The 18392-nt window shown below is 67.3% G+C and carries 16 protein-coding genes; 10 read left to right on the forward strand and 6 right to left on the reverse strand.

The features are described from left to right. Nucleotides 1-82: 82 nt before the first annotated feature. The gene (locus ACFQZZ_RS14095; protein ID WP_378679391.1) at nucleotides 83-694 is read right to left on the reverse strand and encodes a GNAT family N-acetyltransferase; all 612 of its coding nucleotides are present in this window, start codon (nucleotides 692-694) and stop codon (nucleotides 83-85) included. A 112-nt stretch (nucleotides 695-806) separates the two neighbouring features. Here ACFQZZ_RS14095 and ACFQZZ_RS14100 point away from each other — a divergent pair, with 112 nt between their 5' ends. Continuing rightward, nucleotides 807-1616: a TetR/AcrR family transcriptional regulator gene (locus tag ACFQZZ_RS14100; RefSeq protein WP_378679395.1), complete on the forward strand. Its 810-nt coding sequence runs from the start codon at nucleotides 807-809 to the stop codon at nucleotides 1614-1616. Between the two features lie 9 nt (nucleotides 1617-1625). Then, nucleotides 1626-3137: a leucyl aminopeptidase gene (locus ACFQZZ_RS14105; RefSeq protein ID WP_378679398.1), complete on the forward strand. Its 1512-nt coding sequence runs from the start codon at nucleotides 1626-1628 to the stop codon at nucleotides 3135-3137. A gap of 102 nt (nucleotides 3138-3239) precedes the next feature. Here the strand turns inward: ACFQZZ_RS14105 and ACFQZZ_RS14110 are convergent, their stop codons facing one another. Next, entirely contained in the window at nucleotides 3240-3602 is a 363-nt protein-coding gene (locus ACFQZZ_RS14110) for an oxidoreductase (protein ID WP_378679401.1), read from the reverse strand. Between the two features lie 259 nt (nucleotides 3603-3861). On the opposite strand from ACFQZZ_RS14110, the gene sucB reads away from it, so the two are divergent. The 6 genes from sucB (at nucleotide 3862) to ACFQZZ_RS14140 (ending at nucleotide 11452) form a co-directional block, all read left to right on the forward strand. After that, nucleotides 3862-5625 (forward strand): 2-oxoglutarate dehydrogenase, E2 component, dihydrolipoamide succinyltransferase, encoded by a 1764-nt coding sequence (gene sucB / locus ACFQZZ_RS14115; RefSeq protein WP_378679404.1) that lies wholly within the window; start codon nucleotides 3862-3864, stop codon nucleotides 5623-5625. Nucleotides 5626-5649: 24 nt separating this feature from the next. Continuing rightward, the gene (locus tag ACFQZZ_RS14120; protein ID WP_378679407.1) at nucleotides 5650-6558 is read left to right on the forward strand and encodes a TIGR01777 family oxidoreductase; all 909 of its coding nucleotides are present in this window, start codon (nucleotides 5650-5652) and stop codon (nucleotides 6556-6558) included. Beyond that, complete coding sequence (locus ACFQZZ_RS14125; RefSeq protein WP_378679409.1) at nucleotides 6555-7106, forward strand: GNAT family N-acetyltransferase; 552 nt, start codon at nucleotides 6555-6557, stop codon at nucleotides 7104-7106. The genes ACFQZZ_RS14120 and ACFQZZ_RS14125 overlap by 4 nt, the downstream gene beginning before the upstream one ends. A gap of 121 nt (nucleotides 7107-7227) precedes the next feature. Continuing rightward, on the forward strand, nucleotides 7228-7962 hold the full coding sequence (gene lipB / locus ACFQZZ_RS14130; protein ID WP_378679412.1) for a lipoyl(octanoyl) transferase LipB: 735 nt from the start codon (nucleotides 7228-7230) through the stop codon (nucleotides 7960-7962). Nucleotides 7963-8018: 56 nt separating this feature from the next. After that, nucleotides 8019-9035 carry a lipoyl synthase gene (lipA, locus tag ACFQZZ_RS14135; protein ID WP_378679415.1) on the forward strand — a complete coding sequence of 339 codons (1017 nt, stop codon included), beginning with the start codon at nucleotides 8019-8021 and terminating at the stop codon, nucleotides 9033-9035. Nucleotides 9036-9247: 212 nt separating this feature from the next. Next, the gene (locus ACFQZZ_RS14140) at nucleotides 9248-11452 is read left to right on the forward strand and encodes an elongation factor G-like protein EF-G2 (protein ID WP_378679419.1); all 2205 of its coding nucleotides are present in this window, start codon (nucleotides 9248-9250) and stop codon (nucleotides 11450-11452) included. Between the two features lie 165 nt (nucleotides 11453-11617). Here the strand turns inward: ACFQZZ_RS14140 and ACFQZZ_RS14145 are convergent, their stop codons facing one another. Further along, nucleotides 11618-13654: a hypothetical protein gene (locus ACFQZZ_RS14145; protein WP_378679422.1), complete on the reverse strand. Its 2037-nt coding sequence runs from the start codon at nucleotides 13652-13654 to the stop codon at nucleotides 11618-11620. Nucleotides 13655-14090: 436 nt separating this feature from the next. Here ACFQZZ_RS14145 and ACFQZZ_RS14150 point away from each other — a divergent pair, with 436 nt between their 5' ends. Continuing rightward, nucleotides 14091-14834 carry a DUF4191 domain-containing protein gene (locus ACFQZZ_RS14150; RefSeq protein WP_378679425.1) on the forward strand — a complete coding sequence of 248 codons (744 nt, stop codon included), beginning with the start codon at nucleotides 14091-14093 and terminating at the stop codon, nucleotides 14832-14834. A gap of 72 nt (nucleotides 14835-14906) precedes the next feature. Here the strand turns inward: ACFQZZ_RS14150 and ACFQZZ_RS14155 are convergent, their stop codons facing one another. Together ACFQZZ_RS14155 and ACFQZZ_RS14160 are read right to left on the reverse strand one after the other, a co-directional pair. Next, a complete protein-coding gene (locus ACFQZZ_RS14155; protein ID WP_378679428.1) occupies nucleotides 14907-15287 on the reverse strand; it encodes a YrdB family protein in 381 nt (126 codons plus the stop codon). A 159-nt stretch (nucleotides 15288-15446) separates the two neighbouring features. Beyond that, nucleotides 15447-15902: an RDD family protein gene (locus ACFQZZ_RS14160; RefSeq protein WP_378679431.1), complete on the reverse strand. Its 456-nt coding sequence runs from the start codon at nucleotides 15900-15902 to the stop codon at nucleotides 15447-15449. 252 nt (nucleotides 15903-16154) lie between these two features. On the opposite strand from ACFQZZ_RS14160, the gene glnA reads away from it, so the two are divergent. Further along, the gene (gene glnA / locus ACFQZZ_RS14165; RefSeq protein ID WP_378679434.1) at nucleotides 16155-17591 is read left to right on the forward strand and encodes a type I glutamate--ammonia ligase; all 1437 of its coding nucleotides are present in this window, start codon (nucleotides 16155-16157) and stop codon (nucleotides 17589-17591) included. Nucleotides 17592-17809: 218 nt separating this feature from the next. On the opposite strand, the gene ACFQZZ_RS14170 is transcribed toward glnA, so the two are convergent. Then, nucleotides 17810-18199: a hypothetical protein gene (locus ACFQZZ_RS14170; protein WP_378679437.1), complete on the reverse strand. Its 390-nt coding sequence runs from the start codon at nucleotides 18197-18199 to the stop codon at nucleotides 17810-17812. Nucleotides 18200-18392: the final 193 nt, after the last annotated feature.

Raw genomic sequence — 18392 nt, forward strand, 5'->3', positions numbered from 1 at the left:
GTGCACACCATGGTCGCCGTCCGGCGCCTGAAACCGGCGCTTCATCCCAGGATCTGCGGGCTCCTATTCGGAAGGAGTGCGGTCAGCCTCGAAACCACATGGGGATCAACGTCGGTCCGCCCTCGGGCAGTGTGTGCGTCGCACCCTCGCGCACGAATCCGCAGCGGGTGTACAGGCGGGCGGAGCGCTCGGTGCTTGCTTCGAGAAATGCCGGAATGCCCGCGTCGGAGGCGGCCTTCAATCGATCGCCGAGGATCGCGGCCCCCGCGCCTTTGCCGCGGTGCTGCGGCACCGTGACGATCACCTGGAGGTAGCGGTGCGGGAACTCGCGCGGATGTTCCTGTGCGAGCAGGTCCATCACGGTGGCCACCCGCTGGAGCGGGCGCAGGTCGGGCATCGCCCCGGCGCGTTCGCGTGCCTCGATGGCTTCCTTCTCGAACCTGGTCGCGGAGGTGATGTGTTGCCAGATCGACACCGCCCACACCTCGTCGTCGACCCCCGCGGTCCACACCTCGTCCTCGCGCAGCGCGCTGTCGATCAGGGCGGGCACGTAGTCGGGCTGGAACTGCTCGGCGGGGTACCCCTCCAGCACCCACGCGGTCACCGCCTCGTCCACGCTGGCCGCGGCGAACGCCTCGATCACGGCATCACGTCGGCCGAGATCGGCCCGCTGAACCGTCAACGTCGTTGTCATCTGTCGTCCTCCCGAATGGAACGGTGTATGCCTTCGCCAAGGTAGGGACCGCACATGACCGTTGCTAGCATTTCGTCACACTGATTCGTGTGTGGAAATAGCGGGAGTCGTGATGACGTGTGCGATCTGCGGCGAGCAGCTGCGGCAACCGGAGAAGGGTCGCCGCCGTCGCTACTGCTCGCGGTCGTGCCAGGCGCGTGCCTATCGGTCCCGCCGCGACGCGGTGGTCTCGCCGCGACGCACCGCGCGGCCCATCCGGCTCACCACGGTCGGCATCGTGCGCGCCGCGGTCGAGTTGGCCGACAACGACGGCATCGGTGGGCTCTCGATGCGCCGTCTGGCAGGCGCACTGGGCATCGCGACGGCAAGCCTGTACCGCCACATCCCCGACCGCGAGGCGCTCCTGGCCGCGATGGCCGAACTCGTTCTCGCCGAAATCCCACCATCACCAGCACATTCGACAGACTGGCGAGCCCAGCTCACCTACGAGGCGTGGGAAGAATGGCGGCTGTACCGCAGGCACCCCTGGATGTTGACGATCCTCGCGCGCACCCGCCCGCCCCTCGGACCCGCGTTGTTCGACATTTTGGAACGCACCCTGTCGGCACTGGATCGTCCCGGCCTACCGGCCGAGCAGATGCTCGCGATCTACCTATCGGTCTCCGGCCTGGTCCAGGGCATCGCACTGCTGTGGACCTCCGAGCGGGCCGAGAGGGTCGTCGGTGTGGAAGCGCTCACCGGATCGGATGCTCAGCTCCGCGACCTCCAGGAACTGCTGAACCCGGCCACCCGACCGGTGCTGCACCGGCTCTTCGCCAACGCTCCCACCGGCCTGGACCTGGATTTCGACGCCTTGCTGGAGACCGGGCTCGAATTGCTGCTCGACGGCGTCGCGATGCGCCACCTGTCGCCGACCCAATAGCCTGTGACCATGACCGCTGTTGCAGATCGTTCACTAGGACCGGAACTGGCTCGCACGAACACCGTCGGGCCCGACACCGATGTGCTCGTCATCGGACTGACCTCCTCCGAGAACGGCCCGGCGATCGCGCCCGACGACATGTTCAGTGACGTGCTCGACGCCGACATCCGCGCGGAATTGCTGGACCAACTCGGCGCGGTCGGCGCGAAGGGCAAGGCAGAGGAACTGACCAGGGTGCCTGCGCCCGCCGGGCTGGACGGGGTGACCAGCGTGCTCGCGGTCGGCCTCGGCGCGCCCGACAAGGTCGACGCCGAGCAGATTCGCCGCTCGGCCGGTGTCGCCGCGCGTGCGCTGTCCGGGACCGAGCTCGTGGCGACCACTCTCTCGGGCCTCGATCTCGGTGCCGCCGCCGAGGGCTTCTACTTGGGCGCCTATGCGTTCACCCCGTTCAAGTCGGGCAAGTCCGCGCCCAAGCCGGACGAGCGCCCGGTGGCCAGGGTCGAATTGCTGGTGCCCGAGCCGGGATTCGGCGAGACGGCGCTGATCAAGGCGCAGCTGATAGCCGAGGCCGTCGCCACCGCACGGGATTTCGTCAATACCCCGCCCAGCCATCTCTTCCCCGCCGAATTCGCCTCGCGTGCACAGATATTGGCCGAGGCCGCCGGGCTCGAGGTCGAGGTGCTCGACGAACGGGCTTTGGAGGCAGGCGGTTTCGGTGGCGTGCTCGGCGTCGGCAAGGGTTCTTCGCGTCCGCCGCGCCTGGTCCGCATCACCTACGCGGGCGGTCCGAAGAAGGTCGCGCTGATCGGCAAGGGCATCACCTTCGATACCGGCGGCATCTCCATCAAGCCCGCGCAGAACATGGAGAACATGACCTCGGACATGGCCGGTGCCGCGGCGGTCGTCGCCACCACGCTGCTCGCCGCGCGCCTGGGCCTGCCGGTCACGGTCACCGCGACCGTCCCGATGGCGGAGAACATGCCGTCGGCCACCGCGCAGCGCCCCGGTGACGTGCTCACCCAGTACGGCGGCACCACGGTGGAGGTGCTCAATACCGACGCCGAGGGCCGCCTCATCCTGGCCGACGCGATCGTGCGGGCCGGCGAGGACGAGCCGGACTACCTCATCGACGTGGCGACCCTGACCGGCGCCCAGATGGTCGCACTCGGCACCAGGACCCCGGGTGTGATGGGCACCGACGAGTTCCGTGACCGGGTCGCGAAGATCTCCCGGGAGGTCGGTGAAAACGGCTGGGCCATGCCCCTTCCCACGGAGCTGCGCGCCGACCTGAACTCCAAGATCGCCGACCTGGCCAACGTTGCACCGCACCGCTGGGGCGGCATGCTCTCGGCAGGCCTGTTCCTCAAGGAGTTCGTGCCGGAAGGCATGCAGTGGGCGCACCTGGATGTCGCGGGCCCGGCCTACAACACCGGCAGCCCGTTCGGCTACATCGGCAAGGGCGGCACCGGCGTCCCGGTCCGGACCCTCATCGCGGTCATCGAGGACATCGCCGCCGAATAGTTCGCCCCGACCGAGGGTCGCCTGGTCCGCCGATATCGGCCACTGGGGACCCTCGGTCGAGCCCCGCGAGTGAACATATTGAACGAAACAGCGGGCCAGAACCTACAAATCGCGCAGATCTCGCTCCATCGCCCGCTTGCGCTCGATGCGCATCCTGGCGTCGTAATCCCGCATCCGCTGCGGATATCCAGTTTTGCGAACGTCGTAGACCGGGATGTGCAAATCTCCGGCAAGCCGTCGCGCTCCGCGCTCGCCGACCACCCGACGCGTCCACTCCCCATCGACGGCAATAAGCACGACAGTGACATCGGTCACTGTCGTTTTCGGCTCGATGTAGCCCTCTACCCCGGTGTGGGTGCGCACCCAGTTGGCGAGATAGCGGGCGTCGTCGTTGCTCGAGGAACCCGCACGTAAAGCGCCGCTACCCCGGGCGGCGGCGCCACGAAAACGATCCAGCAAACCCACCGCAGTCGACCTCCTGTGCGACACCGGGAATCGCTCGTCACCGGTCTCTCCATCTTGCCAGCTCTGTGCAGTTCGCTGCCCTGTGCTACGTGAGAAGCGGACGGGTGCAAGGATGGAACGCGGTACAAGAACCACACGGATCTCCGGTGCCACGCACAATGATCGGTGGCTTTCGAGCATCCATCGCAACCCGCGGTGAGTGCTCGCAGAGAGATCAACTGTTGTAAAACCCGTCGAGCAGTCAGAGGAGTCAACGGACATGGCCTTCTCCGTCCAGATGCCGGCTCTTGGTGAGAGCGTCACCGAGGGAACGGTGACAAGGTGGCTGAAGCAGGAAGGAGACACGGTCGAGGTCGACGAGCCACTGCTCGAGGTCTCCACCGACAAGGTCGACACCGAGATCCCGTCGCCAATCGCGGGCGTGTTGTCGAAGATCGTCGCCCAAGAAGATGATGTGGTCGAGGTCGGCGGTGAACTCGGCGTGATCGGAGAAGCCGGTGAGGCCCCCGCGCCCGCCGCAGCTCCTGCACCCGCAGCCGCGCCCGCCCCGGCACCAGCGCCCGCCCAAGAACCGGCTCCCGCGCCGGTCGCCCAAGCAGCCCCCGCACCCGCGGCACCCGCACCCGCGGCCGCGTCGGGTACCCCGGTCAAGATGCCGGAACTCGGCGAATCGGTCACCGAGGGCACCGTCACCCGTTGGCTGAAGGCCGTCGGTGACCAGATCGCCATCGACGAGCCGCTGCTCGAGGTCTCCACCGACAAGGTGGACACCGAGATCCCGTCGCCCGTCGCAGGCACCCTGCTGGAGATCACTGCGCAGGAAGACGACGTTGTCGCTGTCGGTGGACAGCTCGGCGTTGTCGGCACCGGATCCCCGGCCGCCGCAGCCCCTGCTGCGCCTGCCCCGGCTCCCGCACCTGCCGCGCCCGCTCCGGCACCGGCTCCCGCACCAGCGGCTCCGGCCCCCGCGCCGGCCCCCGCAGCTGCCGCACCGGCACCCGCAGCTCCGGCTCCAAAGCCCGCTGCGGCACCGGCACCCGTGGCCACCGCACCAGCCCCGGACACCTCCGGCAACGGCGCTACCCCGTACGTCACTCCCCTGGTCCGCAAGCTGGCCGAGGAGAACGGCGTCGATCTGGCGGCACTGACCGGCTCCGGTGTCGGTGGACGCATCCGCAAGCAGGATGTGCTCGCCGCTGCCGAAGCCAAGAAGGCACCAGTCGCCGCACCGGCCGCGCCCGCCGCTGCCGCGAAGGCTCCCGCAGTCGCACCGGCCGCGGCGCAGTCGCAGCTGGCGCACCTGCGTGGCACCGTCCAGAAGGCGAGCCGCATTCGCCAGATCACCGCGACCAAGACCAGGGAATCGCTGCAGAACACCGCGCAACTGACCCAGGTGCACGAGGCCGACGTCACCAAGATCGCCGCGCTGCGCAGCGTCGCCAAGGCGTCGTTCAAGGAGCGTGAGGGCGTCAACCTGACGTTCCTGCCGTTCTTCGCCAAGGCGGTCGTCGAGGCGCTCGGCGTGCACCCGAACGTCAACGCCAGCTACGACGAGGGCACCAAGGAGATCACCTACCACGCCTCGGTGCACCTCGGCATTGCCGTCGACACCGAGCAGGGTCTGCTCTCCCCGGTGATCCACAACGCCAGCGACCTGTCGCTGGCCGGGCTGGCGCGGGCGATCGCGGATATCGCCAACCGCGCACGCAATGGCGGCCTCAAGCCGGACGAGTTGGCCGGTGGCACCTTCACCATCACCAACATCGGCAGCCAGGGCGCGCTGTTCGACACCCCGATCCTGGTGCCGCCGCAGGCCGGCATGCTCGGCACGGGTGCGATCGTCAAGCGTCCGGTGGTTGTCACCGACGAGACGGGCAACGAATCCATCGGCGTCCGGTCGATGTGCTACCTGCCGCTCACCTACGATCACCGCCTCATCGATGGCGCCGACGCCGGTCGGTTCCTGACCACGATCCGGCACCGGCTCGAGGAAGCGGCGTTCGAAGCTGATCTCGGCCTGTAATTCGGGAAGGTCGGACTGTCACGCATGAAGGTGGTGATCGCCGGTTCGTCCGGGCTGATCGGGACGGCGCTCGTCGCGGCACTGCGCCGCGACGGGCATGACGTCGCCCGCCTGGTGCGGCGGCCGGCCGCTGCCCCGGACGAGTTCGTGTGGGATCCCGCTCGCGCCGAATTGGACGAGCGGGCCCTGCGCGGCGCGGACGCGGTGGTCAACCTGTGCGGCGCGAGTATCGGGCGTCGCCGCTGGAACGGCAGCTACAAGCAGGAGTTGCGCGACAGCCGAATCACGCCGACCGATGTGCTTGCCGACGCGGTCGCGAGCGTGGGCGTTCCTGTCCTGGTGAACGGCAGCGGCGTGCACTACTACGGCGGCGAAACCGGCGACCGGGTGGTCGACGAAACCTCGCCTGCCGGTATGGGTTTCCTGGCCACGCTGTGCCGGGACTGGGAGGCCGCGACCAAGCCCGCCACCGCCGCGGGCGTGCGCACGGTGCTGCTGCGCAGTGCCGTGGTGCTGTCCCACGGCGGCGGCATGCTCGGCATGCTGCAACCGCTGTATTCGCTCGGCCTCGGCGGCAGGCTGGGTAGCGGCAGGCAGTACACGCCGTGGATCTCGATGGACGACGAGATCGGCGCGATCATCTTCGCGCTCACCAACGACACGATCTCCGGGCCGATCAACGCGGTCGGCCCGGCACCGGTCACCAATGCCGAGTTCAACCGGGCGCTCGGCCGGGCACTGCACCGGCCGACCCCCCTGATGGTGCCCGCGTTCGCGCTGCGCGCACTGATCGGTGAATTCGCGCAGGAGGCAATCCTGCACGGCCCACGGGCCATCCCCACCGCCCTCGAGGAAGCGGGCTATCCGTTCCAGCACCAGACCATCGGCGCCGCGCTGGCGGCGACCTTGGGTCGCGAGGGAGATGAGCGATGACCGAACTGCGAGCACAACCGGTCACGGTCATCCGCGACGCTCACGAGGCCGACCTGTCGTCGGTGCTCGAGATTCACAACGCGAATATCGCCACCTCCACGGCCATTTGGGATGAAGAGCAGGTCGGCCTGGACGATCGGCGGGCCTGGTTCCAGGCCCGCACCGCGGCGGGACTGCCCATCCTCATCGCCGACATCGACGGTGCGGTCGCCGGTTACGCCAGCTACGGCCCGTGGCGGCCCAAGTCCGGCTACCGCTACTCGGTGGAGAACTCGGTGTATGTCGCGGACCGATTCCAGCGGCGCGGGGTCGCCACCGCACTGCTCACCGAACTTGTCGCACGGGCGCGTCACTCGGGCACGGTGCACGCGATGATCGCGGCGATCGAATCGAGCAATACCGGATCGATCGCGCTGCACGAACGCTTCGGCTTCCGCACCGTCGGTGAACTCCCGCAGGTGGGTTGGAAATTCGAGCGCTGGATGGACCTGACGCTGATGCAATTGACGCTGCCTATCGACCCCGCTAACGGCAAGCAACCGCACTGATCGATCCGAGCGGACTCAGGTGGCACTCGTCGGACAGTCTGCCGCCGAGCCGGCTACCGTGTGGCATCTCCCACACCACGTCGGTAGAACCTGAGATCCGGCTGAGCGTACCGTCGGGGACGTGAACGACACGCGCACCACGTGGTCCGCCAGATTCGATACGACCCCGATCGTGGTCGAGGATCTCGGACTCATCGATTACCACAGTGCATGGGACCTGCAGCGCAAGATCGCCGCCGAGCGGGCCGACGGTATCGGAAACGACCACTTGCTGCTGCTCGAGCACCCTTCGGTGTACACGGCGGGCCGTCGCACCGAAGCCGAGGACCTGCCGATCGACGGCAGCCCGGTGGTCGAGGTCGATCGTGGCGGCAAGATCACCTGGCACGGGCCCGGCCAGCTCGTCGGCTACCCGATCGTGCGTCTCGCCGAACCGGTGGACGTGGTGCAGTACGTGCGCAGGCTGGAAGAAGCGCTGATCACCGTGTGTACCGGCCTCGGCATGAGCTGCGGCCGGATCGAGGGCCGATCGGGCGTATGGCTACCCGCGACCGATCTCTTCGCCGAACGCAAGATCGCCGCGATCGGCGTGCGCGTGCAGCGTGGTGTTGCACTGCACGGCATTTCGCTGAACTGCAATTCCGCACTCGATGGCTTCCAGGCGATCGTGCCGTGCGGTATCCGGGATGCGGGCGTCACCACGCTGACCCGCGAGCTCGGCCGCGAGGTGACGGTTGCCGAGGTCAAGCCCCTGGTCTCGGCGGCGATCATCCGCGCGCTGAACGGCGAACTCCCGGTGACCGCGCGCGATATCGCGCGCGTCACACCGCCCGCAGCGCCGGGCGTCGGCGCGTGACCGCGGTGGCCGATGGCGCGGCGAGCGGGGAAACCACCGGGCGTAGCATCGGTTCGGTGACCTCAGCTTCAGCACCGGCAGGACGCAAACTGCTACGCATCGAGGCGCGCAACTCGGAGACCCCGATCGAGCGCAAACCTCAGTGGATTCGCACCAAGGCCAAGATGGGCCCGGAGTACACCGAACTCAAGGGACTCGTCAAACGCGAGGGCCTGCACACGGTGTGTGAAGAAGCGGGCTGTCCCAACATCTTCGAGTGCTGGGAAGATCGCGAAGCCACGTTCCTCATCGGCGGCGAGCAGTGCACCCGGCGCTGCGATTTCTGCCAGATCGACACCGGCAAACCGGCCGCACTCGACCGTGACGAGCCCCGCCGCGTCGCCGAGAGCGTGCAGGCCATGGGCCTGCGCTACTCGACAATCACCGGCGTCGCTCGCGACGACCTGGAAGACGGCGGCGCCTGGCTCTACGCCGAAACCGTCCGCGCCATCAAGCAACTCAATCCGAACACCGGCGTCGAACTGCTCATCCCCGACTTCAACGCCGATCCCGATCAGCTGGCCGAGGTGTTCTCCTCACGTCCCGAGGTGCTGGCGCACAACCTGGAAACCGTGCCGCGCATCTTCAAGCGGATCCGCCCCGCGTTCCGCTACGAGCGTTCGCTCTCGGTGCTGACCGCGGCGCGCGAAGCGGGCCTGGTCACCAAGTCCAACCTGATCCTCGGCATGGGCGAGACCCCGGAAGAGGTCACCCAGGCCATGCGCGACCTGCACGAGGCAGGCTGCGACATCCTCACCATCACCCAATACCTGCGCCCGTCCCCCCGGCACCACCCGGTCGACCGCTGGGTCAAGCCCGAGGAATTCGTCGAGCACTCGAAGATGGCCGAGGAAATCGGCTTCGCGGGCGTCATGGCGGGCCCCCTGGTCCGCTCCTCCTACCGCGCAGGCCGCCTCTACACCCAGGCCATGGCCCACCACGGCCGCGAAATCCCCACCGCCATGGCACATCTCGCCAAGGAAGGCACCGCCTCCCAGGAGGCAAGCGCAGTTTTGGCCCGCTTCGGTTCCTGACCTACCGCACCTGATTCGGTCCCCGCACCACCGGCGATTTTTCGCTGATGGTGCGGGGACCGTTTTGTTTGCCCGGAGCGGCCGTGGAACGTCGATCGACGCTGTCCTCCGGCAGGTCCCTTCGGTCGTGTTCTCGCGAAGCGTGGACGGGATGCGACGGGTGGTGGGAAGCTCGATGTACGGCAGGTGTCGGCGAGAAAGCGAGACACACAGTGGACAAGGCGAGTGCAGCTGCCGGGGGCAACGGCAGAGTTGTGAGCGTGGGGCGGCCGGAGGACATCCGGAATGTGGTGCTGGTCGGGCACAGCGGGGCGGGGAAGACGACGCTGGTCGAGGCGTTGGCGCAGACGGCTGGGGCGGTGAATCGGGCGGGGCGGGTCGAGGACGGGACCTCGCTGTCGGATTACGACGAGATCGAGCATCGTCAGCATCGGTCGGTGCAATTGTCGGTGGTGCCGATCTCCTGGTCGGGAATCAAGATCAATCTGCTGGATACGCCCGGCTATGCCGATTTCGTCGGCGAGCTGCGCGCGGGCCTGCGTGCGGCGGACGCGGCGCTGTTCGTCGTTTCCGCGGCCGAGGGCGCCGAGGCGGTCAGTGGTGCGACCCGCGCGCTGTGGGAGGAGTGCGCCGCGGTCGGGATGCCGCGGGCAATCGTGATCACCCACCTGGACACCGCACGCGCGGATTTCGACGAGATGACCGAGACCTGTCGCGCCGTCCTCGGTGACGGTTCGTCGGAAAACATTCTGCCGCTGCATCTTCCGGTTTATGGACCGAAGAGTCCCGACGGTCATCGACCGGTCACGGGGCTGGTCGAACTGCTGCCGCACTGCGTGGTCGACTACTCCTCCGGCGAATGCGCACAGATCGAACCGTCGGCCGATCAGGTGTCGGCGTTGGAGGAGGCGCGCAACCGCCTCATCGAGGGCATCATCGCCGAGAGCGAGGATGAATCGCTCATGGAGCGCTACCTCGGCGGCGAGGAGATCGACCTCGCCACGCTCGTCACCGACCTCGAACGCGCGGTGGCGCGCGGCAGCTTCCACCCGGTGCTGTTCGGCGCGCAAGCGCCGGAGGGCGCCAAACAGGGCCTCGGCACCGTCGAACTGCTCGACCTGATCACCGGTGGGTTCCCGACGCCGGCCGAGCACGCCGTCGTTGCGATCACCATCACCAATGGCGCCGCGCCACAACCGCTGCACTGCGACCCGGCGGGCGTGCTGGCCGCCGAGGTGATCCGGACGGCATCGGACCCCTACGTCGGCCGGGTGTCACTGGTCCGGGTCTTCTCCGGCACCCTGCGCGCCGACGACACCGTGCACGTGTGCGGCCACGGGCAAGAGGACCGCGGCCACCAGAATCACGATGCCGACGAACGGATCGGCGCGGTCACCGCACCGTTCGGCAAGCAACAGCGCCCGCTCGGGCAGGCGATCGCGGGCGACATCGCCTACGTCACCAAACTCACCAGCGCCGAGACCGGCGACACCCTCTCCGGCACCGCGGCGCCGCTGCTCATCGAACCGTGGCCGATGCCCGATCCGCTGCTCCCCATCGCCATTCACGCACACAGCAAGGCCGACGAGGACAAGCTCTCGCACGGCCTCGCACGCCTGGTCGCCGAGGATCCCGCGGTGCGGCTGGAGCAGAACGGCGACACCCACCAGATCGTGCTGTGGTGCCTGGGTGAGGCGCACCGCGATGTCGCGCTGGAGCGGTTGCGCACCCGATTCGGGGTGCAGGTCGACGTGATCGATCACAAGGTCGCGCTGCGGGAGACTTTCGCGGGCAAGGCAACCGCGCGCGGCAGGCACGTCAAACAGTCCGGCGGCCACGGCCAGTTCGCCGTCTGCGAGATCGAGGTGGAACCGCTGCCCGGCGGCTCCGGCATCGAGTTCGTCGACAAGGTGGTCGGCGGAGTTGTTCCGCGCCAATTCATTCCGTCGGTGGAGAAGGGCGTGCGCGCGCAGGCGCTGCGCGGCGTGGCGGCAGGTTATCCCCTTGTCGATGTGCGGGTCACGCTCTTCGACGGCAAGGCCCACTCGGTCGATTCCTCCGATGCCGCCTTCCAAACCGCGGGTGCGCTCGCCCTGCGCGAGGCGGCGACCGCGGCGGGCATCGCGCTGCTCGAACCGCTCGACGAGGTCTGGGTCGTCGTCTCCGACGACTACGTCGGCCCGGTCCTCACCGATCTGTCCAGCCGCCGCGGCCGTGTCCTCGGCACCGAACCGCACGGCCCCGGCCGCACCCGCATCCACGCCGAGGTCCCCGAACTCGAACTCAGCCGCTACGCCATCGACCTGCGTTCCCTCTCACACGGCACCGGCGACTTCAGCCGCACCTACACCCGGCACGAGCAAATGCCCCAGTCACTTGCCACCGCTGTCCGCGGGCAGGCCACGGTCCGGACCTAGCCGCTACCGCTGCGATTTCTCCACGCGACGAACCGTCGTGTGCGTCCGCCGCGCGCTCAAGTCGGCAATCAGCCGATCTCCGTCGATCGGCCCACCAGCGGCGGGCTCAACGGCCCGACCGAGTACGGCCACGATGCTCGCCTTCTCGACTCGGGCGTGGCAGCGTCAGCATTCTGGTGGGTACGGAAAGCACAGCGGCGGCAAGAGCATAGGTACTGGTTCCGCCGTTTCGGCGACAGGTCCGGGTGGTACGGCGGCCTCGGTGGTCGGTGTGGGCTGGGGCGGCACTACCGCGTTCTGGTGTGACGACGAGCAAGCGGCGGCCAGGAACCACAACGCGGCAAAGGCGCCAACGATGACAGCCACGGCCGCCAGTTGCTGCGGGAGATGCCGGTTGAACTGCACAGGGCCGGTCGCGTGGGCCGGGAAAAGCTGACGGATGGGCAGCGGCGGTCGAAGCGATGGCATGCGGAGCCGACGGTCGTTGACGACCGGCTTGGTTCGGCCCGGCAACAGCTGACGGATGGGCAGCGGCGGTCGAAGCGATGGCATATGGAGCCGACGGTCGTTGACGACCGGCTTGGTTCGGCCCGGCAACAGTCTCGGTGCGGTTTGAGGCGGTAACCAGTTCTCGGGGGGTGACTGCGCGCTGACCGGACGGGACAGCGTGTCGTCGTAGTCGTAGTCGTAGTCGTCGTAGTCGTCGTAGTCGTCGTGGTCGTCGTGGTCGTCGTGGTCGTCGTGGTCGTCGTGGTCGTCGTGGTCGTAGTTATCGGCGTCAGCGTCGGCGTCGATCCACGACGACCATTGGCCCGTAAAGGACGACTCCGGACCGACAGATTCCGGCGGCTCCACATCACCCGCATCGACTTCGGTCTCGTACCGCCAGTCCCGGTACGGTACCGAGGTTCGGTACGACTGCGGCGGATCCGCATCGAGATCGTGAACGGTCGACGACACGCGATGATCTGCGCGGAAAGTGCTCGGCGACGGCGGCTCGACATCAGAATCGGGCACGATCAACGGCGGCTGACCATCGAGAAACGGCGATCTCCCTGACGGCTCCATGTCGGTGTCAGGCGTGATCCACGGCGGCGGGACCACGGCGGGCGACCCTCGTTGCTGCCCGCTCGATTCCGGAGCACGTCGACCCTCCACGGTCACGCCGGGTGCTTCTGTGACGAGTTGCGTGTCCGTGCAGCTCGCGGCGGTAGCACTCGCACCAGAATGCGACACCATCGCCGCCCCGGCGTCGTCGGGTACATCGTCGGTCCGGCGATGATCCACGCGGGTAGACAGGGAGCGGTGCGAGCTCTCGTTGCGTAGCGCAGCATGCCCGAACCGCGTTACCTGTTCCGACTCGTCCGGTCGCACCCGCAGGAGGGTCGCTGCCAGCGGCGACTCCGATTGGTCCGATGCCGAAACAGGCTGATCTTCGTCCGGTGGGTAGTCGGGTTCGGCCGACCGCACCGAGCCGGATGGGGTCGCGGCTATCGCGGGCAGCGGCGAGGTCGGCGAGCGGTCCGGATCGGGTGCGGTCGGTGACGGCGCTCCGCTCGAACCCGCATGCGGTCGCGTCTGCGACGGAAAGCCCTCCGCGACCAGGTCTTCGCGGGTGACCAGGTCGGACATGTGCAAGTCGCCGAGCAACGCGTGCACGTCCTCGGCGGACCAGAGCAGCCTGCGGTTCGCGGTGCGGATGAACCAGGCACGCAGCTGGCCGGGGGTCGACCCCAGCACCACCGGGAATTCGTCCTTCCGCGATTCGGCATTCGACGTGATCTCCGCTTCCTCGGGCGGCACCACGACCATCAGCCCGTCGACATGGGCGTCGGCATGGCGCTGACGAACCAGTTCTTTCAGCCTGGAGACAGCATCCGTCATCTGATCGAACAGGCTGCTGTCGTCACGCACCCGGATCGGATCACCCTCGAACCCGGACTGTCGCCCATCGGCCCGCACCGGCAAGCAGTTCGTGGCTGCCACTGGAACGGCCGCTTTCGCTCCGACCACGACAACTGCCTGCGGCGTGATCACCACCAGGTCGGCTTCCCTCGCATGGCCCGCGCGGCCGGGCTCCGGGATAGAACACCCGGGGATCGCCAGTCCGACAATGATGTGATGTCCGGTCCAGGTCCGCATCCAGTCGAGCACTCGCTGCTCGGATCCCGGTATCGCCGTTCGCTCGTTGATGACCCGCATCGACGGCCACCCTTCATCGCGTCCACCCTATCGACCGCTCAAAGATATTCGATGCGACGCTAGTTGGAAATTCGAAAGGCACTGCAAGAGCATGGTATTGGCGGCACAAGGGCGGGCATACGCCGGCGCGGCGGACGAATTCGATCACTCGCCTGTCCGCCGCCGCCGTTCAGGCGCAGATCTGGAACGACCTTCGTGCATCGCATTCGAACCCCGGTGATCTCGACTGTTCGCCCGATCCTCGCCTCGGTGGCCGCCGCGGCCACGGTAGCGAAGGCGCTACCGTGTGCGGCGCCGTTCCGCACGAGCAAGACCAGGTGGTCGAGCCTGTGTGATCTCGATCATCTCGTATCGGCGAGCGAGCCGCATCGCGATCACTCGAACCACGCCCGTCCCGCCGCCGACCGGGCTATACGCAGCCACTATCCTGAGACACATGGCAGTAGGCAAGGGCGGCACGCCGTCGAAGGAAGCGAAGGCCGCGGCGAAGGCGGCGCGCAAGCAGCAGTCGAAAGAACGTCGCCAGCAGCTGTGGCAGGCGTTCCAGATGCAGCGCAAGGAAGACAAGCTGCTGCTGCCCTTGATGATCGGCGCCGTGCTCGGCATCACGGTCGTGTTCGTGGCGATCGGCTTGATCTTCGGCTTGCAGTGGTTCCTGCTGCCGCTGGGCCTGCTGCTCGGCGTACTGGTCGCGTTCATCATCTTCGGTCGTCGCGTGCAGAAGAACGTCTACGCCAAGGCCGAGGGCCAGGCGGGTGCCGCGGCATGGGTGCTGGAGAACCTGCAGGGCAAGTGGCGGGTCAGCAACGGCATCGCCGCGACCACCCAGCTGGACGCCGTGCACCGGGTGATCGGCCTGCCCGGCGTGATCCTGATCGGCGAGGGTTCCCCGCAGCGGCTGAAGTCGTTGATCGCGCAGGAGAAGAAACGCACCGCGCGGCTCATCGGCGACACCCCGATCTACGACATCATCATCGGCAACGACGAGGGCCAGGTGTCGCTGAAGGAGCTGCAGCGTCACATCACCAAGCTGCCCCGCAATATCGATGTCAAGCGCATGGACCTCATCGAGGGCAGGCTGAGTGCCCTCAACGCGCGCAGTGGCCCGGCCCTGCCGAAGGGCCCGATGCCCGCTGGCGCCAAGATGCGCGGCGTGCAGCGCAGCATCCGCAGGCGCTGAGTCCCTGCGCTGAAGAAATTCGAAAGGCCCGCGTCCCCGGAATTGGGACGCGGGCCTTCGTATATCCGGGTGCTAGCCGGACTGCTTCGTGGTGAGCAGCCAGGTGATCCGGTCGTATGCGAGCAGGTGATAGACGACAAGCACCGCCGCCGAAACCAGTGCCCACCGCGGCAGCCCGGCCGCCCACAGCAGGGCCGCCCCGCCGAACAGCACGGCGAGCTCGACCACGAGGCGGACCGGACCGGCCACCGCAACGGGCGCGGCGCCGCTTCGGCTCGGGTCGCCTGGAACGGCGAAAGTCCCCCACAGTGTCGCGGCCACGATCGGCAGCGCCACCACCAGAATGAACCGCCACGGCGAATCGAACGCGCGCCAGCCGTAGATTCCGAAGGAAGCGACAGCGGTGAGTTCGAGAAGTAAACGGACGGCGAGCAACGCCGGATTCAATGACACCCGCGGAGCCTACCGACGCAAGGTCGCAACAGCCCGGCCACTTTCGGACACCTTAGGTCCACGACATGACGCGCAGCGTCGCCACTATGTCGATGGCCCTGTCCGCGAGCGGGCGATCTCGACAGCCCGCAGATGTGTCGGAGGTGACTCGGCCGCGTGTCAGCGGGCGCGGGCGACGGCGGTACCGGTGGCGCGGTCGTGCATACCGCGACCGTCGGCGTCGGTGAACAGGGCGGGCACCACGAACACCAGCAACGCCTGCCGAGCCAGCGCACGCACGAAACCGACGGCCACCGGCGCATCGATCCGGATCACCCGCAGCTTCAGGAAGTACTGCCCCGGCGTGTAGCCGAACAGCGTCACCGCGCCGACCCCGATCACGAACCAGATCAACAAGGTGAGGCTGGAGGCCGAGCCGTCGCGCACGATCAACAGCGAGATTCCGACCGCGATCATCCAGTCCACGAACAGTGCGGCGATGCGGCGCCCCATGCCGGGCAGCGACCCGGGACCGGACTGCGGCAAACCGAGATACTGACCGGGGAACTCAGGGGTTGCCGGATCACCCGGGTCCGTCGGAGGTCCGGAGAGCCATGATCCGGTGCTGCGTGCCATACCCCCACAATAAGCGGGTCCGACGGCCCGCCCGGCACCGCATAAGGGGAGTTCAGGTCGGCGAGTGCCGCGGAAGATGGCAGGATTACCATGCTGTTCGAGCCCGGGTGGTCAGCGCCACCTGACCAGGCGCACGTGTAACACTGGCGAAACACAACCTTGACTGGCGGGAAACACCGCATCCATAGCGTCTGGTCGCGACGAACCCATGCAATCGACACGGGCTGGGAACCGATCCGTAAGGAGTACTAAGTGACGTTCAGCACGGCCGACGAGGTCATCAAATTCCTCGCTGACGAAGAAGTCGAGTACGTCGACATCCGATTCAGCGATCTTCCCGGTGTTCAGCAGCACTTCTCGATCCCCGCGAAGGCGTTCACCACCGACCTCGCAGAGGAAGGGCTCGCGTTCGACGGCTCCTCCGTCCGTGGCTTCCAGTCGATCGACGAGTCGGACATGCTCCTACTCCCCGACTTCAGCACCGCGCGACTGGACCCGTTCCGCGCCGCGAAGACGCTGAACCTCAACTTCTTCGTGCACGACCCGTTCACCCGCGAGGCCTACAGCCGCGACCCGCGCAACATCGCGCGTAAGGCCGAGGAGTACCTGCGCTCGACCGGTATCGCCGACACCGCCTACTTCGGCGCCGAGGCGGAGTTCTACATCTTCGACTCGGTCCGCTACGAATCGGGGATGAACGGCTCGTTCTACGAGATCGACTCGATCTCGGGTTCGTGGAACACCGGCGCGGAGTTCAACCCGGACGGCACCCGCAACCGCGGCTACAAGGTCCGCAACAAGGGCGGTTACTTCCCGGTCGCCCCGTACGACCACTACGTCGACCTGCGCGACAAGATCTCGACCAACCTGCAGAACGCGGGCTTCGAGCTGGAGCGCGGCCACCACGAGGTCGGCACCGCCGGTCAGGCCGAGATCAACTACAGGTTCGGCACTCTGCTTTCGGCGGCCGACGACCTGCAGCTGTTCAAGTACATCGTGAAGAACACCGCGTGGCAGGAAGGCAAGACCGTCACGTTCATGCCGAAGCCGCTCTTCGGTGACAACGGCTCGGGCATGCACGTGCACCAGTCGCTGTGGAAGGACGGCAAGCCGCTGTTCCACGACGAGGCCGGCTACGCGGGTCTGTCGGATCTGGCGCGTCACTACATCGGCGGCATCCTGCACCACGCGCCGTCGCTGCTGGCGTTCACCAACCCGACCGTGAACTCCTACCACCGTCTGGTCCCGGGCTACGAGGCCCCGATCAACCTGGTGTACTCGCAGCGCAACCGCTCGGCCGCCGTGCGTATCCCGGTCACCGGCAACAACCCGAAGGCCAAGCGCATCGAGTTCCGCGCGCCGGACTCCTCGGGCAACCCGTACCTGGCCTTCGCCGCCATGATGATGGCGGGCCTGGACGGCATCAAGCGCAAGCTCGAGCCGCTGGCCCCGGTCGACAAGGACCTCTACGAGCTCCCGCCGGAGGAGGCCAAGAACATCCCGCAGGCACCCACCAGCCTGGCGTCGGTCATCGACAAGCTCGAGCAGGACCACGACTACCTCACCGAAGGCAACGTCTTCACCGAGGACCTGATCGAGACCTGGATCAACATCAAGCGCGAGCAGGAAATCGCCCCGGTGAACCTGCGCCCGCACCCGTACGAGTTCGAGCTCTACTTCGACGTGTAAGCCTTTGGGCTACTGACCGCGGCCGGAGCAGCTAACCCAGCTCTTCGGTCCGCAGTTCGTCCGCGGTAGTTTCCAGCGAGTCCATCCGTTCCGCGATCACTTCACCGATTGCGAAGCGGGTGGACTCGTCTGCGTCCGGCCACAGATGCCCGGATCGCACGATCCCGGCGGCGAACACCCGCTGGCGCAGGCACCAACTGCGGACCCTCGCGCCATCGTCAGAAGGTGAAGAATTCGCCTGCTACCAGGCTTTTTCTTGTAATCTTCACATCCATGACCGGCGGACCTATCAGGGTGAATTCAGCCGAAGGATGTGCGGCGCCGACGAGGCGGGGACGGCGTTCGATGAGCGGGATCGCCATCAGGCGGCGCTCGTCGAGAATGCTCTTGCCAGGTTTTCTCGCCGCGATGGTCGTGTCCGTCGTCGCCGCATGCGTGGGCAACCAAGCGCCGGACGATTCCCCGCCACGCACCAGCACAGCGCAGATACCCACCAGCACAGCGCAGATACCCACCAGCGCACCGCAGATGCCCACCAGCGCAGCGCAGATACCCACCAGCGCAGCGCAGATTCCCACCAGCGGCGCACCATCGCCCGGCAACACCACGCCGTTCGCCAGTGTCGATGCTCAGACGCAAGAGTTGGTCCTTGCTGCGGCTACCTGGCATGCACCACCGTCACTGGATGTCGATCACGCGGAGCGGATCGGACTCGAACTCGGCAACAGCGACGCTCTCGAGGCCAAGATATCGGCATTGTTGCCGGACACGTCACCGATCAGTGGGGGCACTGTAGAGGTC

The sequence above is a fragment of the Nocardia sp. GCM10030253 genome, from assembly GCF_042675075.1.
Taxonomy (GTDB): domain Bacteria; phylum Actinomycetota; class Actinomycetes; order Mycobacteriales; family Mycobacteriaceae; genus Nocardia.